At 65.2% G+C, this 15,376-nt stretch carries 9 protein-coding genes; 6 read left to right on the top strand and 3 right to left on the bottom strand.

Annotation, left to right across the window (positions count from 1 at the left end; genetic code table 11):
- The first annotated feature begins 191 nt into the window (after window positions 1–191).
- Window positions 192–2,264 carry a DUF5060 domain-containing protein gene (locus tag DB354_RS15985; protein ID WP_107836653.1) on the top strand — a complete coding sequence of 691 codons (2,073 nt, stop codon included), beginning with the start codon at window positions 192–194 and terminating at the stop codon, window positions 2,262–2,264.
- Between the two features lie 1,128 nt (window positions 2,265–3,392).
- On the opposite strand, the gene DB354_RS15980 is transcribed toward DB354_RS15985, so the two are convergent.
- The 3 genes from DB354_RS15980 to DB354_RS15970 all read right to left on the bottom strand — a co-directional run bounded on the left by DB354_RS15980 (window position 3,393) and on the right by DB354_RS15970 (window position 10,102).
- Window positions 3,393–4,877, bottom strand: a complete 1,485-nt coding sequence (locus DB354_RS15980; RefSeq protein ID WP_107836652.1) for a glutamate synthase subunit beta — start codon at window positions 4,875–4,877, stop codon at window positions 3,393–3,395.
- A 129-nt stretch (window positions 4,878–5,006) separates the two neighbouring features.
- Window positions 5,007–9,575 carry a glutamate synthase large subunit gene (gene gltB / locus DB354_RS15975; protein WP_343205586.1) on the bottom strand — a complete coding sequence of 1,523 codons (4,569 nt, stop codon included), beginning with the start codon at window positions 9,573–9,575 and terminating at the stop codon, window positions 5,007–5,009.
- 191 nt (window positions 9,576–9,766) lie between these two features.
- A complete protein-coding gene (locus DB354_RS15970; RefSeq protein ID WP_107836650.1) occupies window positions 9,767–10,102 on the bottom strand; it encodes a glutaredoxin in 336 nt (111 codons plus the stop codon).
- 192 nt (window positions 10,103–10,294) lie between these two features.
- On the opposite strand from DB354_RS15970, the gene DB354_RS15965 reads away from it, so the two are divergent.
- From DB354_RS15965 to DB354_RS15945, 5 genes are all read left to right on the top strand, one after another.
- Window positions 10,295–11,311, top strand: a complete 1,017-nt coding sequence (locus DB354_RS15965) for an NAD-dependent epimerase/dehydratase family protein (RefSeq protein WP_107836649.1) — start codon at window positions 10,295–10,297, stop codon at window positions 11,309–11,311.
- 1 nt (window position 11,312) lies between these two features.
- Complete coding sequence (locus DB354_RS15960; protein WP_107836648.1) at window positions 11,313–11,663, top strand: DMT family protein; 351 nt, start codon at window positions 11,313–11,315, stop codon at window positions 11,661–11,663.
- A 117-nt stretch (window positions 11,664–11,780) separates the two neighbouring features.
- Complete coding sequence (locus tag DB354_RS15955) at window positions 11,781–12,230, top strand: prepilin-type N-terminal cleavage/methylation domain-containing protein (protein ID WP_107836647.1); 450 nt, start codon at window positions 11,781–11,783, stop codon at window positions 12,228–12,230.
- 26 nt (window positions 12,231–12,256) lie between these two features.
- Complete coding sequence (locus tag DB354_RS15950; protein ID WP_107836646.1) at window positions 12,257–13,240, top strand: type II secretion system protein; 984 nt, start codon at window positions 12,257–12,259, stop codon at window positions 13,238–13,240.
- Window positions 13,237–15,168 carry a hypothetical protein gene (locus tag DB354_RS15945; RefSeq protein WP_107836645.1) on the top strand — a complete coding sequence of 644 codons (1,932 nt, stop codon included), beginning with the start codon at window positions 13,237–13,239 and terminating at the stop codon, window positions 15,166–15,168. Before DB354_RS15950 ends, DB354_RS15945 begins: the two co-directional genes overlap by 4 nt.
- Window positions 15,169–15,376 lie beyond the last annotated feature (208 nt).

Raw genomic sequence — 15,376 nt, 5'->3', positions numbered from 1 at the left:
GAATCCGTTCCGGCACTTTGTCTGCCCGCAGGGCCCGCGCCCTGCCTCCGGGTCACCCAGGTGCGGATTGCGCCGAGGTGACCGCGGTGCCAGCGTCCGGCCGTAGCCGCCGTGGCTCCCTGGCCTCGAACGGCCTGCCGTTCCCTCCCTCTTTCCGTCGGCGCCCCGCGAAGCCGGCGCCTCCCCTGCCCATGTTCCGTCTCCGTTTTTCCATCGCGCTCCTCGCCCTCGCCACGCTGCCGGCGGCGCTTCCGGCCGGGCCGCTGACGTTCGCGTTCACCCCTCCGGCCGCGCCTGAGATTCGAAATCCGTTCGCGCGCGAACTCTGGGGACGCGTGGTCTCGCCGTCCGGTCGCGTACTCCTGCTGCCCGCCTATTACGCGGGCGACGGCGTGTTCGCGGTCCGCGCCCGCCCGGACGAGATCGGCGCGTACCGGCTTGAAGCCGTGCTCGAGGATACGCGCGGCGCTACGGCCCGCCCGGTCACGGTCGAGCCGAGGTCGGCCACCACGCTGGAGAACAAGCAGGTGCTGCGGCTGCCGCCGGTCGGCGTGAGCACGCGGCATCCCGACCGTTTTGCGCGCGCGGATGGCCGCGCCTTCATTCCTTTCGGCGCCAACCTCGCCTGGACCCATGGCGAGGTCGTGCCGTGGTACCGCGAGGCCTTCCGCGCCTTTGCCGCCGCGAATCTGAACTGGGCCCGCGTGTGGATGGTGCACTGGGGCGGCACGAATCTCGACTGGCCGCGCGAAGGCGCCGGCCCCGCGCCCGCCCCGGGCGGGATCGATCCGACCGTGGCCGCGCGCTGGGACGAACTGCTCGCCGCCGCCGAGGAGCAGGGCGTCTACCTGCAGGTCGTTTTTCAACATCACGGCCAGTACAGCTCCGCCGTGAACCCGTCCTGGGCGGAGAACCCGTGGAACGCCGCCAACCCGGGCGGCTTCCTCAAGTCGCCGTCCGATTTCTTCACCGACCCGAACGCCCGCCTCTTCACCGCGCTGAAATACCGCTACATCGTCGCGCGCTGGGGCTGGTCACCGGCAGTGTTTGCCTGGGAACTCTTCAACGAGGTGCACTGGGTCGACGCCCTGCGGATCGACCACAACGAGGCCGCCGTCGCGCGCTGGCATGACGACATGGCCACACTCGTCCGCTCGATCGACGCCTACGCCCACCCGATCACCACGAGCACCGAGGACCTGCGCAGCCCGATCTACGCGAAGATGGATTTTCTGCAGCCGCACCTCTACGCGGCCGACCTGATCGCGGCCGTGCGGACCTTCGCGCCGCGGCTCGAGGGCGAGAAACGGCCGATCTTCTACGGCGAATTCGGCGTCGACCACCTCCCCATCTCCGCCGAAGCACGTCAGTCCGGGCTCGCCGAAGTGATCCCGGTCTGGGCCTCCCTCATGGCCCCCGACGGCCTGCCGGCGCAGCCGTGGGAGGGCGGCAAGGTGCTCGAACACGGTCGCGTGCAGGAACTCGGCGTCGTGCCGCGCTTCCTTGTGATGTCGGGTTTCGCCCGCCAGCAGAACCTCACGCCCTTCTCCGCCCGCGTGGAAACCGACGCCCGCACCCCGCTCGTGCTCGCCGGCTGCCAAGCCTGGCAGCGCCGGCCCGCGCGCGAGTTTACGCTGCCCCTCGACGGCCGGGAGCCGCTCGAGATGGGCGACTGGCCGGCCGTGCTGGTCGTGCCCGAGTCGGAAAGACGCGATGGCTTCCCCAATAGCGGCACCTTCCACGCCGATTTTCCGGCGGCCGTGACGTTGCGCGTGACCGTCGCCGAAGTGGCGACATCCGGCGGCGGCCTGCGCGTACTGGTCGACGGCAAGCCCGCGGCCGAATCGTTCTGGAAAGCCCCCGCAGCCATGCCCGCCGAACTCGCCGTGCCCGTGACCGCCGGCAAGCACACCGTGCGCGTGGAAAACACCGGCGCGTCCGACTGGGTGAAGGTGTCGCAGATCGACCTCGGCGTCACGGCGCCCGTGCTCGCCGCCCTTGGCCAACGCAACGATCACTTCATCGCCCTGTGGGTGCGCCATCGCACCAACGTGCTGCAGCCCGGCGCCAAGACGGACGCCAGCGGCACGATCGTGCTCGACGAGGTTCCCGCCGGCGCGTGGTCCGTGACGTGGTGGGACACCGAGAAGGGCACACCCGCCCCCGCGGCGGCCCTTGAGCACAAAGGCGGCTCGCTTCGGCTGCAAACTCCCCGCATCTTGCGACACGCGGCCGTCGTCTTGGCAAAAGCACCCGCGAAGTAACCCCTTTCCCCCGGCCCTCCAAAGGCTGGGGGTGTTAGCGGTTGCCCGCGCCACCTGGGTCGGGTGGCGCGGGCTTTTCCTCCGGCGGCGCGCCCAGCGCCGCCCCAGGAATCTTTCTCTTACTCCTACTCTTTCTCTTTCTCTCAGAGGGATTGAGGGATTGAGGGATTGAGGGATTGAGGGATTGAGGGATTGAGGGATTGAGGGCCCGCCCCTGGTCTTGCTCTTTCTCTTCCTCTTACTCTTTCTCCCGCAAAGTCTGGCGCGGCCCACGGGTCTCCTTCTCGCCAGTTTTCGCTCCGCGAAAACTGAAGTGAGCGTTACTGCCGCCGCTATCTCACGCACCCGGATCGAGAGAATGAGTACGAGCAAGAGTAAGAGAAAGAGGCCCGAGCCCGTTCCCTTCCGCCCCATCGCCGCCCCTTTTCCGCCCCTTTTGGGCGCGGCTTTTGGCACAATCGGGGCGCGGCATTTGATGGTCGGATCGAACAGCCGTGGGCACGGCGTGGCTTGAGATCGTCCACTTGCGTTCGGGCCATGCGAACCGCGCGCGCCGAAACGCACGATCAGGAGGGTTCGATAGCTGCAATTATTACGAACTGACCACCAATCACTTACTGGATAATGTCCAGATACTCAGGAATAATGTCCGGATACTCCCGCATAATGTCCGGATACTTCTTTCATTTTTCCCGCCGGGAAAAATGAAACTTTGAGGACGATCGAGCGGGTTTTTTGTCGTCCGCTGCGATGAACGTGAAAGGAGTCCGCGCGAAATCCGCGCGGGCTTTCAGCGCCGTAGGCACACGGCACCGCGCGGATTCGCCGCCGTCTTTGACGGGACGCGCAAAGTTTTCCGCAGAGATTCTTGGGCTCCCTTGCGTGGGCCGTAACGAAACGCGGTGAGCCATTGCAGCGCCCTCGAAGCGTTTTTTTGCGGCAGTGCGAACCATCCACACGCGAGTCACGCATGCAGCCCGCTCAAAAACTCATCCGTTTCCGAGAACCAATGACGCGCCTAAAAAACGCGTGTCCGGGGCCGCTCCAAAAGGAGCGCACCCCCTCAGTCGAACACGCATCTTCAGCTCTTCAGCGTTCAGTCCTTCAGCCCTTTCCAGATCAGCTTTTTTACGGAAGGTCCGTGTAACCCATCAGGTAGCGGTCGCACTCGCGCGCGGCGCCGCGGCCTTCGTTGATCGCCCACACGACAAGGCTCTGACCGCGACGGCAATCGCCCGCGGCGAACACGCCCTTGATGTTGGTCGTGTACTTCTCGTGTTCGGCTTTCACGTTCGAGCGCGCATCGGTCTCGAGGTTGAGCTCCTTCAGGAGGGCCTGCTCAGGCCCGAGGAAACCCATCGCGAGCAGCACGAGCTGCGCGGGCCGCGTCTTCTCGGTGCCGGGCACTTCCTTCGGGACGAACGCCCCCTTGTCGTTCTTCTCCCATTTGATCTCGACGGTGATGATTTCCTTCACCTGCCCCTTCTCGTCGCCGACGAACTTCTTCACCGTCGTGAGATAAACGCGCGGGTCGGCGCCGTACTTCGCGGCCGCCTCTTCCTGGCCGTAGTCCATCTTGTAGACCTTGGGCCACTCGGGCCACGGATTGTTCGCGGCGCGCTCCATCGGCGGCTTTGGCAGGATTTCAATCTGCGTGACGCTCTTGCAGCCGTGACGAATCGAAGTGCCGACGCAATCGGTGCCGGTGTCGCCACCGCCGATGATGATGACATCCTTGCCCTTCGCGTGAAGCGGCGCGCGGTCGGTGCTGCCGTCGAGGAGCGACTTGGTGTTGCCGCCCAGGAACTCCATCGCGAAGTGCACGCCGTTGAGCGCGCGGCCCTCGATGGGAAGATCGCGCGGCTGCGTGGCGCCGGTGCAGATGACGGTGGCGTCGAACTCCTTCAGGAAGATCTGCGGCTCCACGTTCTCGCCAACGTTGGCGTTGCAGATGAAGCGGACGCCCTCCTGCTCGAGCAGCTTGATGCGGCGCAGCAGGACCTCCTTCTTGTCGAGCTTCATGTTCGGGATGCCGTACATCAGCAGGCCGCCCGGACGATCGGCGCGTTCGAAAACGGTGACGGTGTGGCCCGCCTTGTTGAGCTGCGCGGCGGCGGCGAGGCCGGCGGGACCGGAGCCGATGATCGCGACCTTCTTGCCGGTGCGGACCTTCGGCGCCTCGGCGATGACCCAGCCCTCATCCCAGCCACGCTCGATGATCGAGTACTCGATGTTTTTGATCGTGACCGGCGGGTTGTTCATCCCGAGCACGCACGAGCCTTCGCAGGGCGCCGGGCACACGCGGCCGGTGAACTCCGGGAAGTTGTTCGTCTTGTGCAGCCGCTGGAGCGCCTCGCGCCAGAGCCCGCGGTAGATGAGATCATTCCACTCCGGGATCAGGTTGTTGACCGGGCAGCCGCTCGCCATGCCGCTGATCAGCTTGCCGGTGTGGCAGAACGGCACGCCGCAATCCATGCAGCGCGCACCTTGCTGGCGGAGTTTCTTCTCCTCCATGTGGTGGTGAAACTCCTTCCAGTCGCGCACGCGGTCGGTGGGCGTGCGGTCGACGGGAAGCTCGCGCAGATACTCGATGAAGCCGGTTGGTTTACCCATGGAGATGAAAAGGCTGAAGGGCTGAAAGCTGAAGGACTGAAGTTGAAGTCGGAGTGAGGTTTGAGGGGCTTCGGGCAAAGGCTGGGACTGTTTTCAGCCTTCAGCCTTCGTTCTTTCAGCCTTTTTTCGTCAGTTTCCTCCGACGCGGGAGAGGTCGCGGGCGTTCTCCTCAAAGGCGGCCATGATGGCCTCGTCGCCGGTGAGACCCTGGGCCTGCGCGCGCTCGATGCAGGCGAGCATGCGCTTGTAGTCCTTGGGCATCACCTTGACGAAGCGCGGCACGTAGCTGTCCCACGCGTCGAGCACGAGCTTGGCGCGCGCGCTCTTGGTGTAGTCGAGGTGCTTCTGGATCAGCGCGCGGAGCGCCGTGATTTCGCGGGCGTCATCGAGCTTCTCCACCGCGACCATCTGCGGGTTCACGCGCTGCGCGAAGTCGCCGCTCTCATCGAGCACGTAGCCGATGCCGCCGGACATGCCGGCGCCGAAGTTGCGGCCGGCACGGCCGAGCACGACGACGCGGCCGCCGGTCATGTACTCGCAACCGTTGTCGCCGATGGCTTCAACGACGGCGTCCACCCCCGAGTTGCGGACCGCGAAGCGCTCGCCCGCCATGCCGCGGACGAACACCTCGCCGGCGGTGGCGCCGTAGAGCGCGACGTTGCCGATGATCATGTTCTCCTCGGCGCGGAAGGGCGCGGTCGCCGGCGGGTAAACGATGAGCTTGCCGCCGGAGAGGCCCTTGCCGAAGTAGTCGTTGGCGTCGCCCTCGATGCTGAGCGTCATGCCCCGCGTGACGAAGGCGCCGAAGCTCTGGCCGGCGGAGCCGTTGAACTTGATCTTGATGGTGTCCTCCGGGAGGCCCGCCGCGCCGTGGCGCTTGGTGACCTCGCCGCTGGTGACGGTGCCGACGACGCGATGCACGTTGCGGATGGGCAGCTCGGCGACGACCTTCTCGCCGCGTTCGATGGCGGGCTGGCAGATCGGCAGCAGCGTGGTCACGTCGAGCGAGCGCTCGATGCCGTGGTCCTGCTTCATCTGGCAGAACCGACCCACGTCGGCGGGTACGTCGGGCTGGTAGAGGATGTTCGAGAAGTCGAGGCCCTTGGCCTTCCAGTGCTCGACGGCGCGCTTGGGCTCGAGGCGGTCGGTACGGCCGATCATCTCCTCGATGGTGCGGAAGCCGAGCTGGGCCATGATCTCGCGCATGTCCTGCGCGATGAAGCGCATGAAGTTCACCACGTCCTCCGGCTTGCCGGTGTACTTGGCGCGCAACTGCGGATCCTGCGTGGCGATGCCCGTGGGGCACGTGTTCAGGTGGCAGACTCGCATCATGATGCAGCCCGTCGAGACGAGCGGCGCCGTGGCGAAGCCGAATTCCTCGGCGCCGAGCAGGGCGGCGATGACGACGTCGCGGCCGGTCTTGAGCTGGCCGTCGGTCTCGACCGCGATGCGGGAGCGGAGGTTGTTCAGCACGAGCGTCTGGTGGGCCTCGGCGAGGCCGAGTTCCCACGGCAGGCCTGCGTGCTGGATCGAAGTCTGGGGTGAGGCGCCGGTGCCGCCGTCGTAGCCCGAGATCAGGACGACGTCGGCGTGGGCCTTGGCGACGCCGGCCGCGACGGTGCCGACGCCCACCTCGGCTACGAGCTTCACGCTGATGCGGGCGTGGCGGTTGCCGTTCTTGAGGTCGTGGATCAGCTCCGCGAGGTCCTCGATCGAGTAGATGTCGTGGTGCGGCGGCGGCGAGATGAGCCCGACGCCCGCGGTGGTGTGGCGGGTCTTGGCGACCCACGGGTAGACCTTGGTGCCGGGCAGCTGGCCGCCCTCACCGGGCTTGGCGCCCTGGGCCATCTTGATCTGCAGCTCGCGGGCGTTGACGAGGTACTCGCTCGTGACGCCGAAGCGGCCGGAGGCAACCTGCTTGATGGCGGAGTTCTTCGAGTCGCCCAGCTCGTTGGTCCAGCGGTAACGCTCGGGATCCTCACCGCCCTCGCCGGTGTTGGACTTGCCGCCGAGGCGGTTCATCGCGATCGCGAGCGTCTCGTGCGCCTCCTTGGAGATGGAGCCGTAGGACATCGCGCCGGTCTTGAACCGCTTGACGATGGAGTCGACGGGCTCGACCTCGTCGAGCGGGATCGGGGTGCCGGCCTTGAAGTCGAGCAGGCTGCGGAGCGTGCAGTGGCGGCGGGCCTGGTCGTTGATCTGCTGCGTGTACTGTTTGAACACCGCGAAGCTCTCGGTGCGGACCGCCTTCTGGAGGAAGTGGATCGACTCGGGCGTGAACAGGTGGGCCTCGCCCTCGTTGCGCCACTTGTAGAGGCCACCGACGGGCAGCACGGCGCCGTTGACGGGCCGTTCCGGATACGCGGCGCGATGGCGGAGGAGGACCTCCTGCGCGATGACGTCGAGCCCGACGCCGCCGACGCGCGAGGGCGTCCAGGTGAAATACTGGTCGATGACGTCCTGGCGGAGGCCGAGCGCCTCGAAGACCTGGGCGCCGCGGTAGCTCTGGATGGCGGAGATGCCCATCTTGGACATGACCTTGATCACGCCCTTGGCGGCGGCCTTCACGTAGTTCTCGCAGGCCTTCTTGTGGTCGATGCCGGTGAGGAGCTGCTCCTTGATCATGTCGTCGATCGTCTCGAACGCGACATACGGATTCACGACGCTGGCGCCGTAGCCGATGAGCAGCGCGAAGTGGTGCACCTCGCGGGCTTCGCCGGTCTCGAGGACGAGCGACACCTTGGTGCGCAGGCCCTCACGGATGAGATAGTGGTGCAGGCCGGCGATCGCGAGGAGGGCCGGGATCGGCGCGAAGTCATGGGTGACGCCGCGGTCGCTGAGGATGATCACATTGACCTCCTCCTCCTCGATCATGCGGCGGGACATGACGGAGAGCTCCTCCATGGACTTGGCGAGGCCGCGCTCGCCGCGGCTGACGCGGAACAGGATGGGGAGCACGCCGACCTTGAGGCCCGGGAGGTTGGTGCGGCGGATCTTGGCGAACTCGTCGTTGGTGATGATGGGCCACTTCAGCTCGACGCGGCGGCAGGCGGAGGGCTGCGGGTCGAGCAGGTTGCCCTCGGAGCCGAGGCGCGTTTCGGCGGAGGTGATAATTTCCTCGCGGATACAGTCGATCGGCGGGTTGGTGACCTGCGCGAAGAGCTGCTTGAAATAGTCGTACAGCAGGCGCGGCTTGTTGGAGAGGACGGCGAGGGCGGAGTCGTTGCCCATCGAACCGATCGCCTCGACGCCGTCGCGCGCCATCGGGGTGAGGATGATGCGCTCGTCCTCGTGCGTGTAGCCGAACGCGATCTGCCGCTGCAGGAGCGTGGCGTGGTCGGGGCCCTCGACCTTGGGGGCCTCGGGCAGGTCCTTGAGATGGACGAGGTGCTCGTCGAGCCACTGGCGGTACGGGAGCGAGCCGCAGATCTGGCGCTTGATCTCCTCGTCCTCGATGATGCGGCCCTCCTCGGTATCAACGAGGAACATACGGCCCGGCTGGAGCCGCCCCTTCTGGATCACCTGATCGGGCGGGAAATCGAGCACGCCGGCCTCGGAGGCCATGACGACGAGACCTTCCTTGGTGACGTAGTAGCGCGACGGGCGGAGGCCGTTGCGGTCGAGAATGGCGCCGATCTGCTTGCCGTCGGTGAACGCGATGGAGGCGGGGCCATCCCACGGCTCCATCAGGCAGGAGTGGTACTGGTAGAACGCGCGGCGCTCGTCGCTCATCGACTCATGATGCGACCACGGCTCCGGGATCATCATCATCATCGCGTGCGCGAGCGGACGGCCGGCGAGGACCAGGAGTTCGAGCGTGTTGTCGAACATCGAGGAGTCGGAGCCGTTGGGGTTGATGATCGGGAGGATCTTCTTGATGTCGTCGCCGAACGCGTCGCTGCGGAACCACGGCTCGCGGGCGTGCATCCAATTGATGTTGCCGCGGAGCGTGTTGATTTCGCCGTTGTGCGCCAGATAGCGGTACGGGTGCGCGCGTTCCCAGCTTGGGAAGGTGTTCGTGGAAAAGCGCGAATGCACCAGGGCGAGCGCGGTCACCATCTGCGGCGACTGCAGGTCGGGGAAATACTGGTCGACCTGCTCGGTCGTGAGCATGCCCTTATAGACGAGCGTCTTTTGCGAGAGGCTGGCGATGTACCAGTACTCGGCGCCCGCCAGCGTGGAGGTGCGGATGTCGGTGTAGGCGCGCTTGCGGATGACGTAGAGCTTCCGCTCGAAGGCGAGATCGTCGGTGGTCGTCGCGCCGCGGCCGATGAACACCTGGCGCATGAACGGTTCGCAGGAGCGCGCCATGTCGCCGAGGGAGGCGCCGTTGGTCGGCACCGTGCGCCAGCCGAGGAAGACCTGCCCCTCGGATTGGACAATCTGCTCGAAGCGCTCCTCGATCTTACGGCGCACGGAGGGATTGCGCGGCAGGTAAACGAGACCGCACCCGTACTGGCCGGCTTCCGGCAGCGTGATGCGCGCCTGCTTCGTCACCTCGGTGAGGAACTCGTGCGGCATCTGCATCAGTACGCCGGCGCCGTCACCCGTGTTCACTTCGCTGCCGCTGGCGCCGCGGTGATCGAGGTTGCGCAGCACCTGCAGCGCATCGGCCAGGATCTTGTGCGACTTGCGGCCCTTCATATCGACGACGAAGCCGACGCCGCAGGCTTCGTGCTCAAACCACGGATCGTACAGTCCCTGCTTGGGCGGTAGACCCGGGGACCGGACGGGCGTGGCGTTATGGTTGTCGCGGCAGTTCGAGGCGGACGTGGTGTTCACTGGAAAGGGGAGGAAGGAGGTGGGCGTGAGGGCAAAAAAAGAGCCGGTCTCGGCTGGTGCGAGAGCGGCCCGAAGAAAGGATTGTGCGGTGTGCTCTCAGCGCGGGATTAGAAAAAGCGGATCGTTTTAGTGGCCATTTTGGCGTGCTCGTCGTCCGAGCAACCCGCGTTCGTCGGCACGTCGGCCGGCGAGTCATTTCGTTTAACCAAGTCGTTGCTGAGAAGATAGTTTTCGACTTCCTCGCCGGACACATCCGCGAGCATCACGCCGTCGATCTCAACGCACGGAGAAAGCGCCTGGCCGGACTTCTGCACCATCTCAGCGAAGTTCTCCCGATTGCCCACGACATCGATGTCCTCAAAGGGCAGCCCGTACTTCCGGAGAATAGCACGCACGCCGTTCGACCAGCCACAGTGCGGCTTGAGATAGGCTTTGATCTTCATGCGTGGACGGTACGTGGTGCCGAAAGTCGCGCAAGCAATAGGCCGGTGATTTCGCCAATCAAGCGTGGTTTTAGGAAGAGGGTACTCAATTCTGTCATAGATGAAGCAGGTGCTGTGCCGGCGGTGCATTTTGCACGATCAATTAAAAAACCCAGCTAGCTTTTCGCAGCGCGACTGGCTATCACCCCGCCGATGAAAGTCCTCGTGACCGGCGCCGCCGGCTTCATCGGCTACCATGTCGCCCGTCGTCTCGCGGAAACCAAACAGTGCGAGGTGCTGGGCGTCGACAGCCTGAGCGACTACTACGACGTCGGCCTGAAGCGGGCGCGACTCGCGGAACTCGCTGCTTATGAGGACTTCCGCTTCGCTCAGACCGATTTTGCCGACGCCGGCAAATTCGAGCCACTGGTGGGAGCGTTCAAACCTGACTACGTCGTGCACTTGGGCGCGCAGCCCGGCGTGCGCTTCAGCATGGAGAACCCGGCGGCCTACACCCGCGCCAACCTCGATGGCTTTGCCAGCGTGCTCGAGGCGTGCCGGCTGCACCGCCCGCGGCACCTCGTGTTTGCCTCGAGCAGCAGCGTCTATGGCGGCGGGGCGACGCCGCCGTTCCGCGAGGACGACAATACCGACCAGCCCGTCTCGTACTATGGCGCCACCAAGAAGGCCAACGAGCTGATGGCTGCCGCCTACGCCTTCAATCACGGCCTCGCGATCACCGGCCTGCGCTTCTTCACTGTCTACGGCCCCTGGGGCCGCCCCGACATGGCCCCCACGCTCTTCGCGCGCGCCATCTGCGAGGGCAAACCCGTGCGGCTGTTCAACTCCGGCCGTAACCTGCGCGACTTCACATATATCGATGACGTCGTTGGCGCCGTGCTGAAGATCCTCCTCTACCCCGCGGCCCCGGCCACAACCGCCCCCGCCGCGGGCGACTCGCCCGCTGCGACCCGCCCCGCCGGCGCCCTGCGTATCTTCAACCTCGGCCATCACCGCCCCGTCGAAACGCTGCTGTTTGTGCAAATGCTTGAGCAATTGCTCGGGCGGCCCGCCGTGACCGAACTTCTTCCCCCGCAACCGGGCGACATGTACGCCACCTGCGCCGACCTCACCAAGGTCCAGGCCACCTTCGGCTTCACGCCGAAGGTTCCGCTCGAGGAGGGCCTCCGGCACTTTGTCACCTGGTTCCGGGCTTACTACCGCCTCTAACGTGAAAACCTTCGCCCTGCTCCTCTGCTCCAACATATTCATGACCTTGGCCTGGTATGGCCAACTGAAGCTCAAGATATTCGAGGGCAAGTCGTTATGGCTCGTGATCCTCATGTCCTGGGGCATCGCCTTCTTTGAGTACTGCCTCATGGTGCCGGCCAACCGGCACGGCTACGCCTCAGGGATGAGTGGCTATCAGCTGAAGATCATGCAGGAGGTGATCACGCTGATGGTCTTCGTGGGCTTTGCGTGGCTGGTGCTCGGCGAAAAGCTTACGTGGAACTACGCCGTGAGCTTCGCCCTGATCCTGCTGGCCGTCTATTTCGCAACTGCCTTCCGCCCGGCAGCGTAGCCCTGGTTCAGAGGTAAATACGGGGTAATTTCCCACGGGGTACTACGGATTTACTGGGCACGGCGGGCATTCGGAGTAAGCAGGACGGCCAGCCCGCTCCCGTTTTTTCCATTGGCCATGCCACGCAGATCACGCCAGCCCAGCTCGAACGCCGGTTTCACCTTAGCCGAGGTGATCGTGGCGATGTTTTTGATCTCGCTGATGTGCCTCTCGGTCTTCGCCGGGCTGCAGCAGATCACCAAGTCGATGCTGTCCGTGGCCGTCCGCAGCGAGGGCTATCATCTCCTGCAGGCTGAGTCCGAACGGCTGCTCGCCTCCGATTTCGACACGTTCGTAGCCTCCGCCGACCAGACGATCACCAGCTCGGTGAAAACGTCATACGCCCCCAGCAAGGTGGCCCCGCTCACGATCACCGGCGACAACGCGGTGGGGCGCATTCGGTTCACCCGCCGGGTCGTGCAGGTCGAGTCCACCGGCGCCTCCCGCACCCTGCGCGTCGAAGTGGAGTGGAAGTGGGATAAGCGCACCCAGATCATTTCCACCCTCCTGTATCGGAACCTGGAGTGACCTTCCGAACCCGCCCATCGCCTGCCATGATTTCGGACCTCGCTCCTTCTCCCGTTCTTTCGTCCTCATGCCGGCGCCAAGCGGGCTTCACCCTGACCGAGGTGTTGGTCGCCACCTCGATTCTCGGCCTGGCCATCAGCATGACGATGGTGGTGTACGTCGCCGCAATGAAGCGCGCGCATCACACCGAGTTTGGCCTGAAGGGCACGGCGGAGTTGCGCTACGCGACCGACGTCATCTCCCAAGCCGTACGGAGCGCCTCGCAGCTCCCGACGGTTGAGTCCGGCGGACTCAAGCTGCTCGTTCCGCCCAAAGACATCGGGTACGCGACCGTGGAGGACATCACCTGGATCGACGACGCGAAGACGATCAAGGGCACCAAGAGCGACCAGAAGGTCCTGAAGCTCTCCGACCTGACGCTCCCCGCCGTGGTTGTCTCCGCTTGGAAGAGTGCGGCCCGCCCGGCCGGCGCGATCACCAACACCGATGTCGCGACCTACTTCAAGGCAGCCAGCGAAATGCCAACGACCGATCTGAATTCGATATTCGCCGTCGGCGACACCATCACGATCCCCGCCACCGCGTTCGGCATCGCGACCCAGCGCGTCATCAACTCGATCAGCAACAGCAAGGGCAACAAGACCCTCACCCTCACGGCGAAACTCGGCGTGAGCGTGCCCAGCGGCACCCGCATCAACGCCACCTCCGGCCGCCGCATGATGTTCGAGGTCGTCTCGGCCGAAGGAAAGAACCAGGGCGAACTGCGCTACTATCCGGACAGCAAGAACACCGCCCAGTACACCGTGCTCGCCCGGGACATCGATTTCAGCCCGCTCTCCGAGCCGGCCAACGTCTCGAGCACGGCCACGGTGCCGTTCGTGATCCCGACCGACGCCAAGAATTACGTGATCATCAATCTGCAGAAGGTACCGGGCGGCAGCGGCTCCGGGCGCACGCTCCAGGGCGTGCAAACCACCGTTTATACCCGGACTGATCCGACGAACCAATGAAGACGGCCTCACGTTTCCCGCGCCGCACCGGGTGGCGAAATCGCAATCGCGGCAGCGCGCTCTTCCTTTTGCTCATCCTCGCCGTCGTCATGGCGACGATCCTCGGCGGCGTTTACAGCTACATCAACACGAGCGCGAAGGCGGAGAAGCGGAGCAACATCCGGCTCGAATCCACCTACGCCGCCGAATACGCGTTCGAACTCGCCTACCAGCAGCTCAAGACCCGCATCAGCGAAAGCACCAGCGACCTGCTGCCCGACGCCGCCTCCATCTCCAGCATCACCAATCTCTCGAAGGCCCCGACCACGGTCTTCACCGCGGACGACGGTTACGAATGGCAGGCCTTCATCACCGTCCCCGTGCAGGGCGGCGTGCCGGTCGGCTCGCACTCCGATTTCACGGCCACCAAGGGCGTCTACAAATACATCACGGTCGTCGAATTCACCCGCAAGGTCCCGCTGATGAAGGCGCCCGTGCACGTGCAGTACCAGCGCGAGTGGGACTACACGCTCACCCCGCTCTTCCAGTATGCCATCTTCTACAACGGCGACCTCGAGATGGGCGCCGGCGGCGCGATGAAGATCGGCGGCCGCGTGCACACCAACGGCAAGATGTACATCGCCGCCAGCGGCAAGCTGACCTTCACCGACTACATCACCACGGTGAACAATTACGTCGCCCAACGTAAGCTCCCGGAAGACCCGCGCGGCAAGATGACCTCCGCCACCACCCCGGATTACCAGAAGGGCACGCCGGTGCTGAGTTCGACGCAGAGCGTCCCCGGTGACTTCGCCTCCAACACCAGCGACACCAACGCCAACAACGACGGCGCCCGCGAGTTGATCGAGATCCCCGTTGTCGGCCAGACCGATGTCAACGCCGCCGACCGGCTCTACACCCTCGCCGGCCTCAAGGTCCTGGTGAACACCTCGTCCGCCGAGGTCACCGCGCCGACCGGCGAGAAGATCGCCGCCCGCAGCAAGATTTTCAAAACCAAGGACGGCACTGTCATCACCGGCACGCTCGCCGACTATCTCTCCACCCTGATCCTCACCGACTCCACCGGGAGCAGCACCGACTACCAGATCTACGATTACCGCGAGGCGAAGACGATCTACACGACCAACGTCGATGTCGCGAAGCTCACCGCCGCCCAGGCTGCCGGCGGACTCCCCGCCACGATCCCGTCCGATACCACCTGGACCGGCACCGTGCCGGCCGACCTGAAGGGCGACACGATCGCCACCGACATCAAGGGCAAGACCTTCTGGAATGGGATCCTCTACGTGACCGACGTGAGCAACACCTCGACCCGGCGCACCGGCATCCGGCTCATCAACGGCTCATCTCTGCCCGCCGGCACCCTTTCCTCGAGTCCGACCGCTGGCCTCACCGTCGCCAGTGACAACGCCGCGTACATCGTCGGCAACTACAACACCGGCGGCGAACCCGCCGTGAACTCCGGCACCGATCTCGAAGCCGCCAACATGGTCTCCGGCTACTACGAGCCCGCCTCGGTTATCGCTGACGCCGTCACGATCCTCTCGAAGAATTGGTCCAGCTCCTACACGTCCTCCACCGGCACCGGCAGCCGCGTGGCCGCCAACACCACCGTCAATTGCGCGCTGGTCTCCGGCGTCATCGCTTCCGACGGCACGGCCTACAGTGGCGGCGCGGAGAACTACCTCCGGCTGATGGAAACGTGGAGCGGCAAGCGACTCACCTATTACGGCTCGATCGTGAATCTCTACGCCAGCAAGCAGTCCACCGCCTCGTGGCGCGAACCCGGCTCGAGCGGCAATCGCTACTACGAAGTGCCCACCCGCAACTGGTACTTCGACGAGAACTTCCTCGATCCCAACCGGCTCCCCCCCGGCACCCCCACCGTCCGCAGCCTCGTCCGCGGCCAGTGGGTCCAGATCGAGTGATGCGCCGCAGAGACACCTGCCACCCGGCAGGCTGGCGCTGACTTCCCCTTCCCGACGCCCGGCGGCCCCAAACGGGGCCCCGGTAGCCAGCGCCCCTCCACCGCCTGCCAGGTGTGTGCCGGAATCCCCCTTGACGCCGCCACGTGTACACGTGTACACGTCCGGGGCCGCCGCGTCGCCTCCATCCTTGCCTCGGCCCCGCCACCTC

It is taken from the genome of Opitutus sp. ER46 (genome assembly GCF_003054705.1).
Classification (GTDB): Bacteria; Verrucomicrobiota; Verrucomicrobiia; order Opitutales; family Opitutaceae; genus ER46.
Note: the sequence above shows the minus strand (reverse complement) of the source record. Positions and strands in the feature narration are given on the sequence as shown.

Bases quoted from the DNA above. Each gene is read 5' to 3' on its own strand.
- DB354_RS15985 (WP_107836653.1), top strand. From the start codon at position 192: ATGTTCCGTCTCCGTTTTTCCATCGCGCTCCTCGCCCTCGCCACGCTG.
- DB354_RS15955 (WP_107836647.1), top strand. From the start codon at position 11,781: ATGCCACGCAGATCACGCCAGCCCAGCTCGAACGCCGGTTTCACCTTA.
- DB354_RS15980 (WP_107836652.1), bottom strand. From the start codon at position 4,877: ATGGGTAAACCAACCGGCTTCATCGAGTATCTGCGCGAGCTTCCCGTC.
- DB354_RS15970 (WP_107836650.1), bottom strand. From the start codon at position 10,102: ATGAAGATCAAAGCCTATCTCAAGCCGCACTGTGGCTGGTCGAACGGC.
- DB354_RS15945 (WP_107836645.1), top strand. From the start codon at position 13,237: ATGAAGACGGCCTCACGTTTCCCGCGCCGCACCGGGTGGCGAAATCGC.
- DB354_RS15950 (WP_107836646.1), top strand. From the start codon at position 12,257: ATGATTTCGGACCTCGCTCCTTCTCCCGTTCTTTCGTCCTCATGCCGG.
- DB354_RS15965 (WP_107836649.1), top strand. From the start codon at position 10,295: ATGAAAGTCCTCGTGACCGGCGCCGCCGGCTTCATCGGCTACCATGTC.